This is a genomic window from Pseudomonas sp. OTU5201 (genome assembly GCF_038440135.1).
GTDB classification, from domain to species: domain Bacteria; phylum Pseudomonadota; class Gammaproteobacteria; order Pseudomonadales; family Pseudomonadaceae; genus Metapseudomonas; species Metapseudomonas resinovorans.
In genome coordinates this window covers 131,047-151,502 of record NZ_JASATC010000004.1, presented here as the reverse complement: position 1 = coordinate 151,502, position 20,456 = coordinate 131,047, and the positions used below count along the sequence as shown (strand labels likewise).

Annotated in this window: 22 protein-coding genes; 13 read left to right on the top strand and 9 right to left on the bottom strand. The window is 63.3% G+C overall.

Annotation, left to right across the window (positions count from 1 at the left end; all coding sequences use genetic code 11):
- The first annotated feature begins 199 nt into the window (after window positions 1-199).
- Window positions 200-1,126, top strand: coding sequence for a GGDEF domain-containing protein (locus AAHM40_RS04215; RefSeq protein WP_342243540.1), 927 nt, complete (start codon window positions 200-202; stop codon window positions 1,124-1,126).
- Window positions 1,127-1,217: 91 nt separating this feature from the next.
- Here AAHM40_RS04215 and rluB read toward each other — a convergent pair whose 3' ends face one another.
- The 3 genes from rluB to AAHM40_RS04200 all read right to left on the bottom strand — a co-directional run bounded on the left by rluB (window position 1,218) and on the right by AAHM40_RS04200 (window position 4,251).
- Window positions 1,218-2,654, bottom strand: a complete 1,437-nt coding sequence (gene rluB / locus AAHM40_RS04210; RefSeq protein ID WP_342243539.1) for a 23S rRNA pseudouridine(2605) synthase RluB — start codon at window positions 2,652-2,654, stop codon at window positions 1,218-1,220.
- 109 nt (window positions 2,655-2,763) lie between these two features.
- Window positions 2,764-3,552, bottom strand: coding sequence for an SMC-Scp complex subunit ScpB (scpB, locus tag AAHM40_RS04205; RefSeq protein WP_342243538.1), 789 nt, complete (start codon window positions 3,550-3,552; stop codon window positions 2,764-2,766).
- Complete coding sequence (locus tag AAHM40_RS04200; RefSeq protein WP_162144798.1) at window positions 3,553-4,251, bottom strand: segregation and condensation protein A; 699 nt, start codon at window positions 4,249-4,251, stop codon at window positions 3,553-3,555. It lies immediately after the preceding gene.
- Window positions 4,252-4,547: 296 nt separating this feature from the next.
- Between AAHM40_RS04200 and AAHM40_RS04195 the strand changes: the two genes are divergently transcribed.
- Window positions 4,548-4,904 carry a PA2779 family protein gene (locus tag AAHM40_RS04195; RefSeq protein WP_342243537.1) on the top strand — a complete coding sequence of 119 codons (357 nt, stop codon included), beginning with the start codon at window positions 4,548-4,550 and terminating at the stop codon, window positions 4,902-4,904.
- A 9-nt stretch (window positions 4,905-4,913) separates the two neighbouring features.
- Here AAHM40_RS04195 and AAHM40_RS04190 read toward each other — a convergent pair whose 3' ends face one another.
- Window positions 4,914-5,543 carry an L-threonylcarbamoyladenylate synthase gene (locus AAHM40_RS04190; protein WP_342243536.1) on the bottom strand — a complete coding sequence of 210 codons (630 nt, stop codon included), beginning with the start codon at window positions 5,541-5,543 and terminating at the stop codon, window positions 4,914-4,916.
- A 13-nt stretch (window positions 5,544-5,556) separates the two neighbouring features.
- Window positions 5,557-6,423: a PHP domain-containing protein gene (locus AAHM40_RS04185; RefSeq protein WP_342243535.1), complete on the bottom strand. Its 867-nt coding sequence runs from the start codon at window positions 6,421-6,423 to the stop codon at window positions 5,557-5,559.
- Window positions 6,424-6,489: 66 nt separating this feature from the next.
- On the opposite strand from AAHM40_RS04185, the gene AAHM40_RS04180 reads away from it, so the two are divergent.
- The 6 genes from AAHM40_RS04180 to AAHM40_RS04155 all read left to right on the top strand — a co-directional run bounded on the left by AAHM40_RS04180 (window position 6,490) and on the right by AAHM40_RS04155 (window position 10,578).
- Window positions 6,490-7,080, top strand: coding sequence for a septation protein A (locus AAHM40_RS04180; protein ID WP_274802746.1), 591 nt, complete (start codon window positions 6,490-6,492; stop codon window positions 7,078-7,080).
- An 8-nt stretch (window positions 7,081-7,088) separates the two neighbouring features.
- Window positions 7,089-7,388 (top strand): YciI family protein, encoded by a 300-nt coding sequence (locus AAHM40_RS04175; protein WP_342243534.1) that lies wholly within the window; start codon window positions 7,089-7,091, stop codon window positions 7,386-7,388.
- 44 nt (window positions 7,389-7,432) lie between these two features.
- Window positions 7,433-7,885 (top strand): hypothetical protein, encoded by a 453-nt coding sequence (locus AAHM40_RS04170; protein WP_342243533.1) that lies wholly within the window; start codon window positions 7,433-7,435, stop codon window positions 7,883-7,885.
- A gap of 8 nt (window positions 7,886-7,893) precedes the next feature.
- Window positions 7,894-8,571, top strand: coding sequence for a response regulator transcription factor (locus tag AAHM40_RS04165; protein ID WP_342243532.1), 678 nt, complete (start codon window positions 7,894-7,896; stop codon window positions 8,569-8,571).
- Between the two features lie 184 nt (window positions 8,572-8,755).
- Window positions 8,756-9,166, top strand: coding sequence for a Spy/CpxP family protein refolding chaperone (locus tag AAHM40_RS04160; protein ID WP_342243531.1), 411 nt, complete (start codon window positions 8,756-8,758; stop codon window positions 9,164-9,166).
- Between the two features lie 86 nt (window positions 9,167-9,252).
- Window positions 9,253-10,578, top strand: a complete 1,326-nt coding sequence (locus tag AAHM40_RS04155; RefSeq protein WP_342243530.1) for a sensor histidine kinase — start codon at window positions 9,253-9,255, stop codon at window positions 10,576-10,578.
- Here the strand turns inward: AAHM40_RS04155 and AAHM40_RS04150 are convergent, their stop codons facing one another.
- Entirely contained in the window at window positions 10,579-11,136 is a 558-nt protein-coding gene (locus AAHM40_RS04150) for a nitroreductase family protein (RefSeq protein ID WP_342243529.1), read from the bottom strand.
- Window positions 11,137-11,398: 262 nt separating this feature from the next.
- Here AAHM40_RS04150 and AAHM40_RS04145 point away from each other — a divergent pair, with 262 nt between their 5' ends.
- Window positions 11,399-12,853, top strand: a complete 1,455-nt coding sequence (locus tag AAHM40_RS04145) for a TrkH family potassium uptake protein (protein ID WP_342243528.1) — start codon at window positions 11,399-11,401, stop codon at window positions 12,851-12,853.
- 97 nt (window positions 12,854-12,950) lie between these two features.
- Window positions 12,951-14,405 (top strand): TrkH family potassium uptake protein, encoded by a 1,455-nt coding sequence (locus tag AAHM40_RS04140; RefSeq protein ID WP_342243527.1) that lies wholly within the window; start codon window positions 12,951-12,953, stop codon window positions 14,403-14,405.
- Between the two features lie 41 nt (window positions 14,406-14,446).
- On the opposite strand, the gene AAHM40_RS04135 is transcribed toward AAHM40_RS04140, so the two are convergent.
- Window positions 14,447-15,451, bottom strand: coding sequence for an AraC family transcriptional regulator (locus AAHM40_RS04135; RefSeq protein WP_342243526.1), 1,005 nt, complete (start codon window positions 15,449-15,451; stop codon window positions 14,447-14,449).
- Between the two features lie 143 nt (window positions 15,452-15,594).
- On the opposite strand from AAHM40_RS04135, the gene AAHM40_RS04130 reads away from it, so the two are divergent.
- Complete coding sequence (locus tag AAHM40_RS04130) at window positions 15,595-15,912, top strand: Mpo1-like protein (protein WP_342243525.1); 318 nt, start codon at window positions 15,595-15,597, stop codon at window positions 15,910-15,912.
- Window positions 15,913-16,065: 153 nt separating this feature from the next.
- On the top strand, window positions 16,066-17,439 hold the full coding sequence (locus AAHM40_RS04125) for an adenylate/guanylate cyclase domain-containing protein (protein WP_342243524.1): 1,374 nt from the start codon (window positions 16,066-16,068) through the stop codon (window positions 17,437-17,439).
- Window positions 17,440-17,646: 207 nt separating this feature from the next.
- Here AAHM40_RS04125 and AAHM40_RS04120 read toward each other — a convergent pair whose 3' ends face one another.
- Together AAHM40_RS04120 and AAHM40_RS04115 are read right to left on the bottom strand one after the other, a co-directional pair.
- On the bottom strand, window positions 17,647-18,684 hold the full coding sequence (locus AAHM40_RS04120) for a glycosyltransferase family 4 protein (protein ID WP_342243523.1): 1,038 nt from the start codon (window positions 18,682-18,684) through the stop codon (window positions 17,647-17,649).
- On the bottom strand, window positions 18,681-19,514 hold the full coding sequence (locus tag AAHM40_RS04115; protein ID WP_342243522.1) for a UDP-2,3-diacylglucosamine diphosphatase: 834 nt from the start codon (window positions 19,512-19,514) through the stop codon (window positions 18,681-18,683). The genes AAHM40_RS04120 and AAHM40_RS04115 overlap by 4 nt, the downstream gene beginning before the upstream one ends.
- Before the next feature lie 134 nt (window positions 19,515-19,648).
- Here AAHM40_RS04115 and AAHM40_RS04110 point away from each other — a divergent pair, with 134 nt between their 5' ends.
- On the top strand, window positions 19,649-20,401 hold the full coding sequence (locus AAHM40_RS04110) for an AraC family transcriptional regulator (RefSeq protein WP_342243577.1): 753 nt from the start codon (window positions 19,649-19,651) through the stop codon (window positions 20,399-20,401).
- Window positions 20,402-20,456: the final 55 nt, after the last annotated feature.

Below are 20,456 nucleotides of genomic sequence, written 5' to 3'. Positions count from 1 at the left end.
CAGATTTCCGGCGACCGTTCCCGTGAACGGCATCACATTGCCACTGTTTCGCCACTAACCCGGCAAAGGCTTGCCTCTCAAGCCGACAGATAACAGCTAAGCAATTGAAATTAAATGATTTTTTATAATTAACGAACTCCTGGCACGAAAATAGCTCCATGCCTGGTGTCGTCGCAATTTGCGTCAGAGGTTCAACTCCATGGTTCCTCCCACACAGTCCAACACGATCGATTTTGACGCCGCCAAGCTGCAGCGCCTCGGCTTCTCCGGTAAGCGTCAGCCCACGCTGCGCCCCCTCAGCCTGGCGGAGCTGCGTCGCCAGCTGAATCTGCAACTGCAGACCAGCCTGGAGGTGGAGCGCATCATCAGCCTATTCTTCAGCGAAGTGCAGCGCCTGGTTGCCCTCGACGCCCTGGCTTACCAGCACCAGAGCAGTGACCTACGCCTTGAATATGGCAGCCGCTCCAGCCACTCCGCCGGCTATCGTCTGACCCATGAAGGTGAGTACCTGGGCGAACTGATTTTCCGGCGCAACCAGCGCTTCGACGAACAGGAACTGAACCAACTGGAATCCCTGCTCGCCACTTTGCTCTTTCCGCTGCGCAATGCCCTGCTCTACCGTGCCGCGATCCAGAGCGCCCTGCGCGACCCGCTGACCGACACGGGCAATCGCATCGCCATGGAGCAGACCCTTCAGCGTGAAGTGGACCTCGCCCGACGCAATCTGCAGCCGTTGTCGGTACTGATGCTGGACATTGATCACTTCAAGCGCATCAACGACGAATACGGCCATGGCACCGGCGATGAAGTCCTGAAAGCGGTCGCCAACACGCTCAAGGCACGCCTGCGCAACGTTGACATGGTGTTCCGCTTCGGCGGAGAGGAATTCCTCGTGCTGCTCTCAGGCACCTGCCGCGAAGCCGCCGGGCTGGTAGGTGAACGCCTGCGCCTGGGCATCCTTGAACTGCAGTATCTGGTGCAGGGTCACCCCCTGGACCTCTCGATCAGCCTCGGCTGCGCCACCCTTCTGCCGGCGGAATCCGTGGAGAGCTTGCTACGCCGAGCGGACAACGCGCTCTACGTGGCCAAGCGCGAAGGCCGCAACCGCCTCTCCATGGCCGGCTGAGATACCTTGCAGCCAGTCGCGAACGAGTTCGCACAGAAACGCAGACAGTAAAAAGGGGCTCATGAGAGCCCCTTCTTCATCCCGCCTTGAATCAGCGCTTGCGACCGAAGCCCGGACGCTGACCTTCGCCACCTGCCGGACCGCTGCGCTTGTGCGGCGGACGCTGGGGCTTACGAGTCGGACGGTCCGCCAGCTCCACGGCCGGACGCTCACCGTGAGACTTGGCCGGGCGCTTCTTGTTCTCGTCACGCGGACGATCAGCTACCGGCGTGCCACGCGGAGCGCGGGCAGGACGTTCATCAGCGTCACGGCGAGGACCGCGAGCAGGACGCTCGTCGCCATCGCGGCGAGGAGCACGGGCCGGGCGTTCGCCACCTTCGCTGCGCGGGCCACGAGCCGGACGCTCGCCACCTTCGCTGCGCGGGCCACGAGTCGGACGCTCGCCACCTTCGCTGCGCGGGCCACGAGCCGGACGCTCGCCACCTTCGCTGCGCGGGCCACGAGTCGGACGCTCGCCACCTTCGCTGCGCGGGCCACGAGCCGGACGCTCGCCACCTTCGTTGCGCGGGCCACGAGCCGGACGCTCGCCACCTTCGCTGCGCGGGCCACGAGCCGGACGCTCGCCACCTTCGCTGCGCGGGCCACGAGTCGGACGCTCACCATCATCACGGCGCGGCGCACGAGCACCCACCGGCTTGACCGACTTGCGCTGCAGGCGATCCAGCTTCTCGCGGAACTTGCCCTTCATGGCCGGCAGAGCCACAGGCTTCAAACCGACTTCAGTGCTGAGGATATCCACCTCGTTCTGGCCCATTTCACGCCAGCGCCCCATGGTCAGGTCGGAGGTGATGAATACCGGACCGAAGCGCACGCGCTTCAAGCGACTGACCACCAGCCCCTGGGATTCCCAGAGACGACGCACTTCACGGTTGCGGCCTTCCATTACCACGCAGTGGTACCAGTGGTTGAGACCTTCGCCGCCGGGAGCTTCCTGAACGTCGGTGAACTTGGCCGGGCCATCGTCCAGCATCACACCCTTCTTCAGGTTCTCCAGCATTTCCTCAGTGACTTCACCGCGCACGCGCACCGCGTACTCACGGTCCATCTCGTAGGAGGGGTGCATCAGGCGATTGGCCAGCTCACCGTCGGTGGTGAACAGCAGCAGGCCGGTGGTGTTGATGTCCAGGCGGCCGATATTGATCCAGCGACCGGCCCTCAGGCGCGGCAGGCGCTCAAAGACAGTAGGACGGCCTTCCGGGTCGTCGCGGGTGCAGACTTCGCCTTCGGGCTTGTTGTAGATCAGTACGCGGCGGACGCTCTCGACTTCCTCTTCGCGCTTGAGCAGACGACCATCGACGCTGATGGCGTCATGGCTGTCGACGCGCTGGCCGAGGGTGGCGGCTTCGCCGTTGACCTTCACTCGGCCTTCAGTGATCCAGGCCTCTATATCGCGGCGAGAAGCCAGCCCCATGCGGGCCAGGACCTTCTGCAGCTTTTCCCCTGTGGGGCTGTATTCGACGTCACTCATCTGGGCACCTCCCGGTGTAGCAGTAAAAGGCCGCGCATCATACGCGGCCGCTGGCACTGAGGCTAGTTGAGCAAAGTCCCGGCGTCAGCCTGTCCGCTGACCGGTGGTGTCAATGCAGGGTTTCGTCCGGAAGCGGCTCGTCGTCGGCTTCGGCAGCAACGGCTTCGGATTCGTCGGCCTCATCGAGCAGCAGATCGTCGAAGTCGGTCTTCAAACCCTCCTCCATGGTGTCGAGCTCGGCCAGCAGGGAGCGGAAACTGGTTTCCTCGCGCGGCTCGGTAAGCTGTTCGGCGTCCGCACGGGCCTGCAACCCTTCAGGTACCGGCACATCGCCATCGTCCAGTTCCAGCACCGGCTCGGGCTCCAGCTCACGCAATGCGGCCAGCGGCGGGAGTTCTTCCAGGCTCTTCAGGTTGAAGTGGTCGAGAAACGCGCGCGTGGTGGCGAACATGGCCGGTTTTCCGGGTACATCGCGATAGCCGACCACCCGAATCCACTCCCGCTCCAACAGTGTCTTGACGATCTGGCTATTGACCGCAACACCGCGAATATCCTCGATTTCGCCACGGGTAATGGGCTGCCGATAGGCCACCAGGGCCAGGGTCTCCAGCATCGCGCGCGAGTAGCGCTGTGGCCGTTCCTCCCACAGCCGGCCAACCCAGGGCGAGAAACGCTCGCGAATCTGCAGACGGTAGCCGGAGGCTACCTCGCGCAGTTCGAACGCGCGCTTCTCGCAACTTTTGGCGAGGATGGCCAGGGCCGAGCGGATCACCGACAGCTCGGGGCGCTCGGCCTCTTCGAAGAGTTCGGCCAGACGCTCCAGCGACAGAGGCTTACCGGACGCCAGGAGAAAAGCTTCCAGCAGCGACGCAAGTTCCTTGGGATCGTTGAGGTTCATCTACTCGGCTCGCGCCCGAACGTGAATGGGGGCAAATGGCTCATTCTGCACCAGTTCAACCAGCTGTTCCTTGATCAGCTCCAGCACTGCCATGAAGGTGACCACGACGCCAAGACGACCTTCTTCGACCGTGAACAGCACGACGAAAGGTACGAAAGCCCCGCCTTTGAGCTTTTCCAGCACCTCGCTCATACGTTCGCGGGTGGACAGCGCCTCGCGGGTTACCTGGTGGCTTTCGAACATATCCGCGCGGCGCAACACCTCGGCCATGGACAGCAAGACCTCTTCCAGGGCGACATCCGGCAGCAGCTTGCGCGCTCGCGCGTCCGGTGCATCCACACGCGGAACAATGAGGTCGCGCCCCACGCGAGGCAGTTGATCGATACCTTCGGCAGCCGCCTTGAAGCGCTCGTACTCCTGGAGGCGGCGGATCAACTCGGCGCGCGGATCGTCTTCTTCCTCTTCCGCCTCGTTCGAGCGCGGCAGCAGCATGCGCGACTTGATCTCGGCCAGCATGGCGGCCATGACCAGGTACTCGGCGGCCAGCTCCAGGCGTACTGACTTCATCAGCTCGACGTAGGCCATGTACTGGTGGGTGATGGCCGCGACCGGGATGTCGAGGATGTCAATGTTCTGCTTGCGGATCAGGTACAGCAGCAGGTCGAGCGGACCTTCGAAGGCCTCAAGGAAGACTTCCAGCGCATCCGGCGGGATGTACAGGTCTTGCGGCAGCTCAGTCACCGCCTGGCCGTAGACCAGGGCGAAGGGCAGCTCCTGCTGGGCGCCCGCCTGGGGATCCGGCGACTCGTTTAGCGGCGTTTCGTGCATGTATTCCTCTCGTTGCTCGGCCGCTGCGCGCTGCTGCCCTCGGTTGAAGCCTACCGGGTAGGACCGGTCGGCGGGAAAGCGGGCAAATTAGCACCATGTGCCAGACTAAAAAAGTACGACGCAGCACCCTTGGTCAGGTCTGGAGCGAAACGCCCAAGGAGGTTCCGATGAAACTGTTCGCCCTGATTTTCAGTACCGTCCTCTTGTTCGTCTGCCTCGGCCTGGTGCCGGTTACAACAGCGCAGGCGGGCATGATCGGCACCGATGAAGCCATCGCGACCCAACAGCAATCCGGTGATCGCGACAGGATCGACGCCTTCCTCAGCCAGTCCGAGGTTCAGGAGCAGATGCGCGCCATGGGCGTGGATGCCGCCACGGCACGCACGCGGGCACAGGCCCTGACCAATGAGGAAGCCGCCCAGCTTGCGCAAAAAATGAACGCAGCACCTGCGGGTGGGAACATCAGCAGTACTGACTTCATCATCATCCTGCTGGTGATAATCCTGGTGGCGATCCTGCTTTGAGCGGGGGGCTCAGTCCTCGTCGAGGAAGGGCTGCGGGTCGCCGCAGCCCACGCGCACCAGCTCGGGCTTGCCTTCTGAGAGGTTGATCACGGTAGACGCAGCCATGCCGCCGTGGCCGCCATCGATGATCAGGTCTACCTGATGCTCAAGAATTTGGCGCATCTCGTAGGGGTCACTCATCGGCAGCTCTTCGCCCGGCAGGATCAGGCTGGTGCTCATCAGGGGTGCGCCCAGTTGCTCAAGCAACGCCAGGGCAATGGGGTGGTCAGGTACCCGCATGCCAATGGTGCGCCGTTTCGGGTGCATCAGCATGCGCGGAACTTCACGGGTGGCGCTCAGAATAAAAGTGTAAGGGCCGGGCGTATGCGACTTGATCAGGCGGAACGCTGCGGTATCCACCTTGGCAAACACACCGATCTCGGACAGATCGCGGCACACCAGGGTGAAATTGTGTTTCTCATCCAGCCGACGCAGTCGGCGAATACGTTCAACCGCGTTTTTGTCACCGATCAGGCATCCCAGAGCGTAAGACGAATCGGTGGGATAGACGATCACCCCGCCCGCCTTGACGATCTCCACCGCCTGCTTGATCAGGCGCGGCTGTGGATTCTCCGGATGTATCTGGAAAAATTGACTCACGACGTCTCCCTGTTCAGAGGGCAGCAATAGGGCTGTATGCATGGCGGAAGCGCCCCCAGATCGGCGGCAGATCATCCGGCAAGGGTCGGTACATGCCCAGCTCCGACCAATCGCAGGGTGCATGGAAGTCACTACCGGCACTGACCAGCATGCCGAATTCTCGCGCCAGTATGGCCAGGCTTCCCACCTGGTCCGCTTGCTGCAGGCCGTTCACCACCTCCAGCGCGTGACCGCCGGCCTGGATGAAATCCGCCACCAGCTTGCGCCGCTTGGTGCCGGTGAAGTTGTACTGCCACGGGTGCGCCAGGCTGATCCAGGCACCAGCGGCGCGCAAGGTTCCGACCGCATCGGCCAGGGTTGGCCAGTGCTGCTTCACATCGCCCAGCTTGCCGGCCCCCAACCATTTGCGAAACGCCTCGGCACGGTCGCGGACGTGGCCATTGCGGACCAGGAACTCCGCAAAATGCGGGCGTGCCGGTGCGTTGCCGCTATCACCCAACTCCTGCTGCACCGCCCTGGCACCCTCCAGGGCACCCAGCATGCCTTTAGCGGCCAGGCGACGGGCGATTTCCTCGGCCCGCGACCAGCGGCCGCGATGGAGGTCCGCAATGGCCTCCAGCAACGCCGGGGCATCGGCGGCGAAGGCGTAGCCCAACACATGGATGGTGGCGCCACCCCAGGTGCAGGACAGTTCGATACCGTTGATCAGCTGCATATCCAGCGCTACGGCTGCTTTGCGAGCCTCGTCCAGGCCTTCGAGAGTGTCGTGGTCGGTCAACGCGAGCAGGCGCACGCCCTGCTCGTGAGCGCGGGCGACGAGGGCCGCGGGCGCCAGGGCACCGTCAGAGGCCGTACTGTGGCAATGCAGGTCGATCTGCATGGGGTCTGCTTTCGCTAGGGGATTGGTTTGTTATTATGCCGCCACATCCCGCTTCTGGCTGCCGCCGTGAAACAATTCATCGACTTCATCCCGCTTATCCTCTTCTTCGTCGTCTACAAACTGGAACCACGCGCCATCGAGCTGGCCGGGCATACCTATATGCTAGGCGGTATTTTCAGCGCTACCGCGGTTCTGATCATCAGCTCGGTGATCGTCTACGGCGCCATCTTCCTGCACCAGCGCCGCCTTGAGAAAGGCCAGTGGCTGACATTGGCGGCCTGCCTGGTATTCGGTGGCATGACGCTGGCCTTCCACAGCGAAACCTTCCTCAAATGGAAAGCGCCCGTGGTGAACTGGCTCTTCGCCTTGGCGTTCGCCGGCAGTCACTTCATTGGCGACAAGCCCCTGATCCAGCGCGTGATGGGCCATGCCCTGAGCCTTCCACAGGCCATCTGGGTGCGCCTGAACCTTGCCTGGGTCGCGTTCTTCCTGGTCTGCGGCTGCGCCAACCTCTTCGTAGCCTTCACCTTCCACGAGTTCTGGGTGGACTTCAAAGTCTTCGGCAGTCTCGGCATGACCGTGCTCTTCCTGGTCGGCCAGGGTGTCTACCTGGCTCGCCACATTCACGACGGCGAAACCGAAAAGCCCCAACAATAAGGATTGCCATGCTCTACGCCATCATCGCCACAGACGTTGTCGATTCCCTGGAAAACCGTCTCGCTGCACGCCCTGCGCACCTTGCGCGCCTGGAGCAGTTGAAGGCCGAAGGCCGCATCGTGCTGGCCGGCCCGCACCCGGCAGTAGACAGCGTTGACCCAGGCAGCGCAGGTTTCACCGGCAGCCTGATCGTTGCCGAGTTTGAATCCCTCGAGGCCGCCAAAGCCTGGGCCGACGCCGATCCCTACCGCGCCGCTGGCGTCTATGCCGACGTTGTGGTCAAACCTTTCAAGCAGGTCTTCCCCTAAGCCAATCCCCTTCAGCCGTTCCACGCCAGGAAAAAGGAGTTCCCATGCACGTCGGTCAATTGCCCCTGCTGTTTACCGCCGCGCTGCTCTGCAGCCTGGCCCTGGCTGAAGAACCCCTGCACGTGACGCCAGGGGAAGTCGATCTCTCTGCGCGTTCAGTGGCCCCGGCAGCACCGGCCGTCGCGAGCGACTCCCTAGTCGCCCAGCTTGACCAGCTCCAGCGCCAACTGGCCGAAAGCGAGCGTCAGCGCAACGAACTGAGCACCCAACTGGAAGCAGTCAGCGGCGAGCGGGAGAATGCCCAGCTCTCCCGCCTGCGTCAGGAGAACCAGCGCCTCAAGCTGCAACTCAAGGAAGCCCAGGCATCGCAATCGCCACGCCTTCTTACCGAACAGCAGACCTGGTTCGCAGTCGGCGGCGGCGTTGCCTTGCTCTCCCTGTTTGCTGGCCTGGCCGCCCGCGGTGGGCGCCGCCAGCGCCGTCAATGGATCAACTGAAGCGCACCATGAGTGAATTGCTGCTTATCGATGACGATCAGGAACTCTGCGAGCTCCTGATCAGTTGGCTCAGTCAGGAAGGTTTCAACGTCCACGCCTGCCATAATGGCCAATCTGCGCGTGCGGCCCTGGCCGAGCACGCTCCGTCCGCCGTGGTGCTCGACGTGATGCTGCCGGATGGCAGTGGCCTGGAACTGCTCAAGCAACTGCGCAGCGACCATCCGGAACTGCCGGTCCTCATGCTCTCCGCCCGTGGTGAACCGCTGGACCGCATCCTCGGCCTGGAACTGGGCGCCGACGACTACCTGGCCAAGCCCTGTGACCCTCGCGAACTCACCGCTCGCCTGCGCGCTGTGCTGCGTCGCACCCAGCCGCCGCCGCAATCCAGCCAGCTTGAACTGGGCGACCTCTGCTACAGCCCGGTGCGTGGCATCGTCACCGTCGGCAATCACGAGATCAGCCTCACCCTTTCCGAAGGCCGCCTGCTCGAAGCCCTCTTGCACCAGCCCGGCGAACCGCTGGACAAGCAGCAACTGGCGCAACTTGCCCTGGGCCGCAAGCTGACCCTTTACGACCGAAGCCTGGACATGCACGTCAGCAACTTGCGCAAAAAACTCGGCCCCCATGCGGACGGCCGACCACGCATCCTGGCGCTGCGCAGCCGCGGCTACTACTACAGCGCCTGAGAGCCTGTTTACGATCTCGCAACCTAGTGTCTGCTTTTAACGCAGCCGGGCCGACGCTCAGCAGATTGTTAGCAGGTTCTGCGTCTTTACCCAGGCTTTACTCACGGCTGACTGCCCTTGACCTTGCCATCCCTAGACTGGGCACATCCGGCAACTGGCCGGAATCGAGACTAGGAGAACCACCATGCGCAAGACCCTCATCGCCCTGCTGCTCGCCGCTACCCTGCCGACCCTGGCCATGGCCATGCCGGAAGGCGGCCCGCGCCATGAGCGCGGTTTCGGTGGCCACATGTTCAAGGAGCTGAACCTCACCCAGGAACAGCGCCATGAAATCGGCAAGCTGATGCGCGAGCAGATGAAGTCCCGCCACGACATCACCCAGCGCTACCTGGACAAACTGCCGGCTGCCGAGCGCAAAGCCATGCAGGACGAACTCAAGGTCGCCGAAACCAAGAACCGCGATGCCATCCGCGCCCAGCTCAAGCCCGAGCAGCAGAAAGCCTTCGACGATATCCAGAAGAAAATGGAAGAACGCCGCGCCGAACGCGCCGAGTTCGAAGCCTGGAAGGCGGAGAAGGACAAGAAGGCCCAGTAATCGCCGGGCGGCCTAGGCTGCTGGCACCCACCCTACACCCATCAGGCCAGCCGGCCTGATGGGTTTTGCCGTTCAGGAGCTACACCGTGCGTTCACTCTTCTGGCGAATCCTGGCCACTCTCTGGCTGGCCCTGGCCCTGGTGGCCGGACTGTCCATCCTGCTGGGCCGCGCACTGAACCAGGATGCCTGGATTCTCAGCCACCACCCGACCCTTCAGGGGTTGGCAGAGCGCCTGGTGCAACGCTACGAAGACCAAGGCCCACAGGACACCCAGCGCTACCTGGAACACTTCCGCCATCGCGCGCGAGTCGACGTGCAGATGCTCAACGACACCGGCCAACCCGTGGTCGAAGGCACCTTTCCACCTCGCGCCGCCGCCTTCGAAGCACGCCAGAAGAACCCACGCCGCCTGCCCTGGCGCCGCTTGACCGAGGAATACACAAGCCCCCTCAGCGGCGAGTCCTACCTGCTGATCTACCGCATCCCCTACCCGGAGCTGGACGCCTGGCACCGTGGCAGCCTGCTCTGGCCCTTCAGCGCCCTGGGCATCGCCCTGGTAGTGCTGACCCTGTTCAGCCTGGCCCTGACACTGTCCATCACCCGTCCCCTCGATCGGTTGCGCCGGGCCGTGCATGACCTCGGCCAGACCGCCTACCAGCAGGACAGCCTATCCCGCCTGGCGCGACGAAGGGATGAGTTGGGAGTTCTGGCCGGCGACTTCAACCGCATGGGCCAGCGCCTGCAAGGGCTGATCGGCAGCCAGCGCCAGCTACTGCGGGATGTTTCCCACGAGCTGCGCTCTCCTCTGGCCCGCTTGCGTATCGCCCTGGCCCTGGCCGAGCGCGCCGAACCCCACCAGCGGGAAGCCCTCTGGCCCCGCCTGGGCCAGGAATGCGATCGCCTGGAAGCGCTGATCAGCGAAATCCTCGCGCTTGCTCGCCTAGACGCAGAGCCGGGCGCGCGCCACCCCATCGCCTTGAGAACGTTGCTGGAAAAACTGAAGGAAGACGCCCGGCTGCTGGCGCCGGAGCAGGAGGTTCGCATCGACTGCATCGGCGAACCGCAACTGGAAGGCTGGCCCGACATGCTGGAGGGGGCGCTGGATAACCTGCTGCGCAATGCCCTGCGTTTCAATCCCCAGGGGCAGCCGGTGGAAGTGACGGTGAATGAAAAGGATGGCGCCCTGGTGATCAGGGTCCGCGACCACGGCCCCGGTGTGGCCGCCGAACATCTGGTGCGGCTGGGCGAACCCTTCTTCCGTGCGCCGAACCAGTCCGGTGCCGGGCATGGCCTGGGGTTGGCCATTGCTCGCAGGGCGGTAGAGCGCCACGGTGGCAGCCTGCACCTGGACAATCATCCCGAGGGCGGCTTCGTCGCCACCCTGGAACTACCCACTGCACTGAAGGCCTGATCAGCCCCAGTTCTGGACGAAGTCAGCCGGAGCCAGCTCCGGCGCGGCGCGACGCTCGCCCTCGACGCTGCCCAGGTAGAGAAAACCAACTACCCGCTCATTTTCCGCCAGACCGAGTCCGCTGGCGACGGTGAGGTCGTAGGCCATATCGCCGGTCCGCCAGATGGCCCCCAGTCCCAGGGCGTGTGCGGCCAGCAGCATTCCGTGGGCAGCGCAGCCGGCCGACAGCAGCTGCTCCACCTCGGGTACCTTGTGACCCGCCTGCAGAGTCGCGATCACTACCACCATCAGCGGCGCCCGCAGCGGCATGTTGCGCGCTTTGGTGGTGGCCGCCTCCGGCGCTTTTGGGTCCTTGGCCAGCACCGCAGAAACGAACAGCTCACCGAGCTTCGCACGCCCCTCCCCCTCGATGGTGAGGAAGCGCCAGGGACGCAGGTAACCGTGGTCGGGTGCGCGCATGGCCGCGCGGAACAGCACCTCACGCTGGGCGGCGTCCGGTGCCGGCTCTTGCAAGCGAGCCAGGGATACACGGTTGAGCAGAGCGTCGAGAGCCTCCATCGGCCACCTCCAGAATTCAGGGAGCCGGCATTCTAGCTGATAGCGCGACTCAGTCTCGCAAGCATGCAAAGAGAACGCAGCGAGCACGGCAGCGATCGAACGAGGAGGTGATGGGAGTGGATTGTGCAAGATAGGAGCGGAGCCATCTGCACGTGCCTATCCTTTTCCTTGCTGGCAACACGTGAGCCCCACCAACCCGGCATTTCGCGGAGATCGAAGGCCCCGTAGAATGCCCCGCTCAATTACTGCCCCAGAGGGCTCCATGTCCCTGTCGACATTGCGCACCATCGGTTTCATCATCGGCCTTTTCCTGATTACCCTCGCCGTGAGCATGGTCATCCCCATGATCACCCTGCTGCTTTTTGAGCGCACCGATGACATCTTCGCCTTCCTCTGGTCGAGCCTGATCACCTTCGTCGTTGGCCTGGCGCTGGTAGGCCCCGGGCGCCCCGAGCACAGCCAGTTGCGCCCTCGGGACATGTACATGCTGACCACCGCGAGCTGGATCATCGTTTGCTGCTTCGCCGCCCTGCCCATGGTGCTGATCCAGCACATCAGCTACACCGACTCCTTTTTCGAAACCATGTCCGGCATCACCACCACCGGGTCCACGGTGCTCACCGGCCTGGACACTGCCTCACCGGGGCTCCTGATCTGGCGCTCGATGCTGCACTGGCTGGGCGGCATCGGCTTCATCGGCATGGCGGTGGCCATCCTGCCGCTGCTGCGCGTCGGCGGCATGCGCCTGTTCCAGACAGAATCCTCCGACTGGGGCGAGAAGGTGATGCCACGCTCGCACATGGTGGCCAAGTACATCGTTCTGGTTTACACCGGCCTGACGATGCTGGGTACTGTGGCGTTCTGGCTGGCAGGCATGACACCCTTCGAGTCGGTCAACCACTCCATGTCACTGATTTCCACCGGTGGTTTCTCCACCTCGGACTCGTCCCTGGCCAACTGGAAACAACCATCGGTGCACTGGGTGGCAGTGGTCATCATGATGCTCGGCAGCCTGCCTTTCACGCTGTTCGTCGCCACCTTACGCGGCAATCGTACCGCCCTGCTGCGTGACCATCAGGTGCATGGATTCGTAGGCTTCCTGGTGGTCACCTGGCTGTTTTTCGGCACTTGGCTCTGGGCCAACTCCGACAACGCCTGGCTCGACGCCGTACGCATAGTCGCGGTGAACGTCACCTCGGTCGTCACCACAACCGGAGTGGCGCTAGGTGATTACACACTGTGGGGCAGCTTCTCGGTACTACTCTTCTTCTACCTGACGTTCGTCGGCGGCTGCTCCGGCTCCACTGCCGGCGGACTGAAAATCTTCCGTTTCCAGGTGGCCTGGCAACTGCTCAAGGCCAACTTGCAACAGCTCGTGCACCCACGCGCGGTGATCAAGCAGCAGTACAACAACCACTATCTGGACGACGACATCGTCCGCTCGCTGATCACCTTTTCCTTCTTCTTCACCATCACCATCGCGGTGATTGCCCTCGGGCTTTGCCTGATCGGCCTGGACTGGGTCACCGCCCTCACCGGCGCAGCCACCGCCGTTTGCAACGTCGGGCCGGGGCTGGGTCCGATCATCGGGCCAGTGGGCAATTTCTCCACCCTTCCGGACGCGGCCAAATGGCTGCTGACCATCGGCATGCTGCTCGGCCGGCTGGAAATCCTCACCGTACTGGTGCTGTTCACGCCTGGGTTCTGGCGTCACTGAGGGCCGGCGCAGGCTACAGTCCACCGGGCGCCGGGTTTACAGGGCGCCGGGCCCGGTTAGAATTGCGCGTTTCGCCCTCCAGCCAGAAGCGGACCCCATGGCCCTGCCGACCCTGCGCATCATCGGTTTTCTCAACGGTATCTTCCTGATCACCCTGGCGGTCAGCATGGCTATTCCCATGCTCACGCTGGTGGTCTACGAGCGCACCGAAGACATCAATGCCTTCGTCTGGTCGAGCCTGATGACCTTCATCGCCGGCCTTTCGCTGGTCATCCCAGGTCGCCCCGAGCAGGTCCACTTGCGCCCCCGGGACATGTATCTGCTGACGGTGTCGAGCTGGATCATCGTCGGTGCTTTCGCCGCGCTGCCCTTCCTGCTCACCCAAAACATCGGTTTCACAGACGCCTGGTTCGAGAGCATGTCCGGCATCACCGCCACCGGTGCGACGGTGCTGAGCGGCCTGGACAGCATGTCACCGGGCATCCTTATCTGGCGTTCGCTGCTGCATTGGCTCGGCGGCATCGGTTTCATCGGCATGGCGGTGGCGATCCTGCCGCTTCTGCGTATCGGTGGCATGCGCCTGTTCCAGACGGAGTCGTCCGACCGTTCAGACAAGGTCATGCCGCGCTCGCACATGGTGGCCAAGCACATCGTCGCCATCTATGTTGGCTTCACCCTGCTGGGCAGCCTGGCATTCTGGGCAGCCGGCATGGGGTCGTTCGACGCGATCAACCATGCCATGTCGGCCATTGCCACCGGCGGTTTCTCCACCTCCGACCAGTCCCTGGCCAAGTGGCAACAGCCGGCCGTGCACTGGGTGGCTGTGGTGGTAATGATCCTCGGCAGCCTGCCCTTCATGCTTTATGTGTCGGTGCTGCGCGGCAATCGCAAGGCGCTGATCAAGGATGAGCAGGTACAGGGTTTCATCGGCCTGCTATTGGTCATCTGGTTGGTGCTGGGTACTTGGTACTGGCTGACTACCGAACTGCACTGGCTGGACGCGCTGCGCCATGTGGCGGTGAACACGACGTCCATCCTCACCACCACCGGTTTCGCACTGGGCGACTACAGCCTGTGGGGCAACTTTTCGTTGATGCTGTTCTTCTACCTGGGCTTCATCGGTGGCTGTTCCGGTTCAACGGCTGGCGGCATCAAGATTTTCCGCTTTCAGGTGGCCTATATCCTGCTCAAGGCCAACCTGACCCAACTGGTGCACCCGCGTGCGGTGATCAAGCAGGTCTACAACGGCCACCGACTCGATGAAGACATCGTCCGCTCGATCCTGACCTTCTCGTTCTTCTTCACCATCATCATCTGCGGCATCGCCCTGGGCCTGTCACTGATGGGGCTGGACTGGATCACCTCACTCACCGGCGCCGCCGCCACCGTATCGGGCGTGGGGCCAGGCCTGGGCGAAATCATCGGTCCGGCAGGCAACTTCTCCAGCCTGCCGGACGGTGCCAAGTGGCTGTTGACCCTGGGCATGCTGCTGGGCCGCCTGGAGATCCTGACCGTTCTGGTGCTGCTGACGCCTTACTTCTGGCGGCACTAATCATTCAGCGACAGCGGTGGGCTGAAGCCCACCCTTGGACGTCATTCCAGACGCGCGCGGAACTCTCCCGGAGTACTGTCGAACCAGCGACGGAAGGCGCGGAAGAAATTGCTCGGATCGGCAAACCCCAGCAGGTAGGCGATCTCCAGCAAAGTCAGGTTAGGTTGCGCCAGATACTGCTCCGCCAGCTCACGGCGCGTATCGTCCAGCAGTTGCTGGAAGCTAACCCCTTCTTCCTGCAAACGCCGCTGCAGGGTGCGCTGGGACAGGTGCATCAGGCTGGCAACCACTTCACGCTTGGGCTCCCCCTGGGGCAATAGACGGCAGAGCACCTGGCGCACCTGGTGCGTGACACGGGTGCCGGAGAAGCGTGCCAGGTAATCGCCGGCGAAACGGTCGTGCAACTGCGCCAGGGATTCGTTGGCGGTGGGCAGCGGGGTTTCCATATCGCCACGGCTGAACAATAGGGCGCAGTGTTCCGCGTTAAAGCGCAGCGGCGCCTGGAACACCTGGCGGTAGGGCTCCAGGTCCGCCGGTGCCGGTCCCTGGAAGCGGATCTCCAGCGGGTTGATCGGCCGTCCGGTCATCCAGCGGCAGAATGCCAGGCAATAAGCCATGGAAGCCTCCGCGCTCTGCCGCGCCGGCGGTAGACGGTCACCATGGATCGACAAGCGCAGCTCATAGCCGTCGCGCGTCGCGCAGAAGCTGAGGTCGGCGCCTTCGGCAATGATCCGCTGGTAGCGCACCAACCGGGTAAAACCCTCCTTGAGGGTACGGCTGGACATCAGGGCATAGCCCACCACGTGGAAGGAAGCCGGACGAACCACCTTGGCCATGTTCAGGCCAATGGCCGGATTGCCGGACAGCTCGACAGCCCGGAGCCAAAGACGGGTCATGCCGTCCTGAGGGAAACGGGCGTCGGGATCGTTCAGGGCCTGGTAGTCGAGACCGAGTTCGGGAAACAGGTTGAGGCAGTCCACTCCACCCATTTCCAGGGCCTGGACTATCCCCAGGGCCCAACTCGAAGAAGTCGTGCGTTCGCTCATGGCGCCTTCTTGTTCTGAAGTTCAAGACAGCCACCAGCAGGGCGGCGTGCCGGCAAGGATACTAAAGTGGCGCTCATTGTCACTGGCCCACGAAGACACCCGTCCTACACTGCTCCAGACAACAAGAACCTGGAGCCGCCGTCATGCCCGCCGAGTCCGTACACCGCTTTCAAAGCTTCGCCGAGTTTTACCCCTACTACCTGCAGGAGCACAGCAACGACACCTGTCGCCGCCTCCACTATGTCGGCAGCCTGCTGGTGCTGAGCATCCTCGGTTACGCGCTGGTCACCCAGCAGTGGCTCTGGCTGCTGGCCATCCCCTTCGCCGGTTACGGCTTCGCCTGGGTCGGCCATTTCGTTTTCGAAAAGAACAAGCCGGCCACCTTCAAGTACCCGCTCTACAGCTTCATGGGTGACTGGGTGATGCTCAAGGATGCCCTGACCGGCCGCATCCGCTTCTGAGCCCCGGAGTCTGACGGGACCGGCGTCAGCTTGGCCGCCGGTCCCTCGCCTGGTTATGATCCCGCACCCGCCAAAAGTCATGGCCCAGGACTTGCAGCGTTACCCGAACACTGCAACCCGGCGTCAAGAAAGCACCAGGGACAGACCCAAGCCATGAAGCTCGCCATGCTCGACCCCTCCACCGCAACGCCTATGCTGCGTGAGTACTACTCACGTGTGCTGGCCTATATGGCCATCGCCGCCAGCATCGCCGCCGGCACCTACGTCCAGCATTTCAGCTTCGACATACTCTGGATGGTTCCCTACGCCCTGCTCTACCCTCACTTGGCCCACCATCTGAGCCTGCGTTTCCCCGGGGAACGCACCGACCGCATCCTGCTCGGCGTCGACACGTTTCATTCCGGCGCCGCCGTTGCCCTGCTGGGCTTCTCGGTGGTTCCGGCTCTGATGATCGTGCTGACCCTCTGCTTCAGCGCCATGATCCTCGGTGGCCTGCGCCAGATGACCCTGGTGCTGGGCGGATCACTCGTCAGCATGGCCGCTGTCGGCCTGGGGCTGCAGACGGAGTTCAAGGGGGGTACACCAGCCCTGGTGGCCCTGGTCAGCGTGCTCTTTACCACCCTTTACATCTGCATCACCGCCTTCTTCGTACACCAGCAGGGCTTGCGCCTGGCCCAGGCCCGCAGCGAGATCAAGCGCGAACAGGAAAAGGCCGCGCGCCTGGCACGCAACCTCGCCAAGTATCTGTCACCCCAGGTCTGGGAAATGATCTTCAGCGGCAAGAAAACCGTGCGCCTGGAAACCCAGCGCAAGAAGCTCAGCGTGTTCTTCTCCGACATCAAGGGCTTCACTGAGCTGTCCGAAGAGCTGGAAGCCGAGGCCCTGACGGACCTGCTCAACAACTACCTCAACGACATGTCGAAGATCGCGCTCAAGTACGGCGGCACCATCGACAAGTTCGTCGGCGACAGCGTCATGGTGTTCTTCGGCGACCCCAGCACCCAGGGCGCCAAAAAAGACGCGGTGGCAGCCGTGTCCATGGCCGTGGCCATGCGCAAGCACATGAAGGTGTTGCGCCAGCAATGGCGCGCACAGGGCATCACCAAGCCGCTGGAAATCCGCATGGGCATCAACACCGGCTATTGCACCGTGGGTAACTTCGGCGCCGACACCCGCATGGACTACACCATCATCGGTCGCGAAGTGAACCTGGCCAGCCGCCTGGAAACCGCCTCGGACGCCGGTGAAATCCTGATCTCCCATGAGACTTACTCGCTGGTGAAGGACGTGATCATGTGCCGCGACAAGGGCCAGATAAACGTCAAGGGTTTCACCCGACCGGTGCAGATCTACCAGGTCGTGGACTTCCGCCGCGATCTAGGCGCCGCCTCCAGCTACGTCGAGCACGAGCTGCCCGGTTTCTCCATGTACCTGGATACCAACGGTATCCAGAACTACGACAAGGCCAGGGTCATCCAGGCCCTGCAACAGGCCGCCGAGAAACTGCGGGACAAGATCATTCCCTGACGCTTGAAGGGGCCAATTCATTCACCAAGCAGATCGAAGGCCTGCCCTGATGAAACCCGGCGGGCCTGCTGCGCAATCCTTGGCGAATGAATTCGCTATGCCTGCGTGAGCTGTTGCGAGCGATTTACCCTCCGGCCAAGAGCCAGCTCCTACGGGCAATGCAGCTGCCTACAACACGTCATGCAGACATAGCCAATGAATTCGCCCCTAGAGTTCAGGAACAGCGTTCAGGGGTGGTTCGACGCACGGCTGCCCATCCAGCAACGGCTGCCGGGCGAGGAACTCCAGCGCCGAAGACCGCCAAGAGAGCCGCCCCGCCCGCTCCGCACAGCGTTCCCGATCCAGCTCCAGCGCCGCCAGGCAGGCGCGCTGCAGGTCCTCATCCAGGCAACCGGTAACGCCCGACTCCAAGACATCCAGCGGACCCGCCACGGGAAAGGCTGCCACCGGCGTGCCGCATGCCAGGGCTTCGAGCATCACCAGGCCATAGGTATCTGTCAGCGACGGGAATACCAACACACTGGCCTGTGCATAGAAGCGCGCCAGTTCCTCGCCCTGCCGGTAGCCGAAAAAGCGTGCATCGGGATAGCGCGCCTCCAGCTCTTCTCGCAATGGACCATCGCCCACCACCCACATCTCCCCCGGCAGTTCTAGGTCCAGGAAGGCTTGCAGGTTCTTCTCCGTGGCCAGACGGCCGACGTAGAGGAACACCGGCTGTTCCGGGCTGGACAGCACCAGCGGACGGAACAACGCCGTATCCACGCCCTTGCGCCACAGACTGAGCCAGGTCAGGCCATGGCTGGCAAAGGTCTCGCGCATACGCTCGGTGCTCACCAGCACCGCCCGGCTCGGGCGGTGGAACAGCCGCAGGAAGGCATACCCCCAGGACAGGGGAACCCAAGGCCAGCGGCCATGGACGTACTCAGGAAAACGGGTGTGGATCGCGCTGGAGAAGGCCAGGCCGCGTTTGACCAACCAACGCCGCGCTGCCCACCCAAGCGGACCTTCGGTGGCCAGGTGCACGCAGTCGGGCTGGAAGGTTTCGATCATCGGCCCAACGCGCCAGAGATTCCAGGCCAGGGGAATTTCCGGGTAGCTCGGGCATGGCCGGCAACGGAAAGACTGAGGTGAGAGCAGCAGCACCTGGTGACCAAGGGCTTCCAGTTCAGCGACCAGCGCTTGCAGGCTGGTGACCACACCATTCACTTGGGGCAGCCAGGCATCGCTGACAATCAGTATCCTCATGCCGCCGGCTCGACCAGCTCCACGGCGCGGGCTTCCAGCTCCCGTGCCTGGGCGTCAGCCAGGCGATAGAGCTCGATGCTGCCGTCCCAGTGTTCGATGAGCGCCGTGCAGGACTCCACCCAATCGCCGCAATTGAGATAGTCCACCTCCCCCACCTTGCGGATTTCCGCATGGTGGATATGGCCGCAGACCACGCCATCCAGGCCACGCTTCACGCACTCGTGGGCGATGGCTTCCTCGAAGTCGCTGATGAAGTTCACCGCCGACTTCACCTTGTGCTTGAGGTACGCCGACAACGACCAGTAGCCGTATCCCCAGCGCTCTCGCCAGTGGTTGAGCCAGCGGTTGAGGGTCAGGGTGAATTCGTAGGCCGAGTCGCCGAGAAAGGCCAGCCACTTGTGGTAGCGCGTGATCACGTCGAACTGGTCGCCATGGATCACCAGCATGCGACGGCCATCGGCAGTCTCGTGCACGGCCTCGTCCACCAACTGGATATTGCCCAGCATCAGCGCCGAGTAGCGACGCAGGAATTCGTCATGGTTGCCGGTGACGTAGATCACCTCGGTGCCGCGCTTGCTCATGGTCAGCAGGCGGCGGATCACGTTGGTATGCGCCTGGGGCCAGTAGATACCGCCCCGTAGTTTCCAGCCGTCGATGATATCCCCGACCAGGTAGATGCGGTCGGCGTGATACTGCTTGAGGAAGCGCGACAGATGCTCGGCCTGGCAGTCGCGAGTGCCCAGGTGGACGTCAGAAATCCACAAGGTGCGCACGCGTTGCTTGCGGGGCTTGGTCTTGATGACGGGTTCCAGGCGTTCGACGCTGCTCATGGGCGACCTCCGGCGGGGTTTCGCCGATGGTGGGCCCTTGCGGTGAATCGAGCATGAACATGAGGTTGCAGGCCTGTGACAGCGCGTGCCACGCAACAGGGAGTAGAATGACCGCCTGCCCCGAGGTGACCGCCATGCATTCGATCCTGTCCCTGCGCCAGTACAACCACGACCTGCTGGTCCATAGCCACAGCCACGCCCAACTGGTGTTTGGCCTGACCGGCAGCCTGGACTTCGAAGTCGATGGCCGGGGCGCGCGGGTGGAACGCCAGACCCTCGCGGTTGTACCGCCCGAAGCCCGACATGCCTGCGGCAGCCCCGGGGGCAGTCTGTGCCTGGTGGTGGACGTGCCCGACTTCGACTGGCTGCGCCACACGCTGGGCAGGCACTTCGACGCCGGGCAACGTCTGCTGGAACGCCCAGGCGCGCTGCACCTGAACCCGGCGCAGAGCCAACTGGTGAGCTGGATAGCCGCCAGCCCATTGACCGATGAGGTGATCGCCGGACAATCCGCCGGGCTATTGCTGGCCAGCCTGGCCGCGCCCGGCATTCCGGTGGAAGGCAATGGCGCCCTGCCCCTGGCGGCAGTGGACGCCCACATCGACCAATTCGCCGCCCGCCCCTTGCAAGTGGCCGACCTGGCGCGCCTGTGCGGCCTTTCGGTGGCGCGCTTCCATGCGCGCTTCCTCGTCGAAACCGGGCAGACGCCCATGGACTACGTGCGCACCCGGCGTCTGCACCTCGGGCGCCAGCTGCTGCTGGAAAGCCGATTGGCCGTGGGTGAGGTCGCCACACGGGTCGGCTACAGCTCCCAGAGCGCCTTCACCGCCGCCCTCTCCCGCGAGTTCGGCGTCACCCCGCGCGTCCTGCGCAGAAACCGCGAGTAACGCGACAAAGGCCGCGAGCCTGACGACAGACAAGGCCGATCGTCGTCAGTAGGCT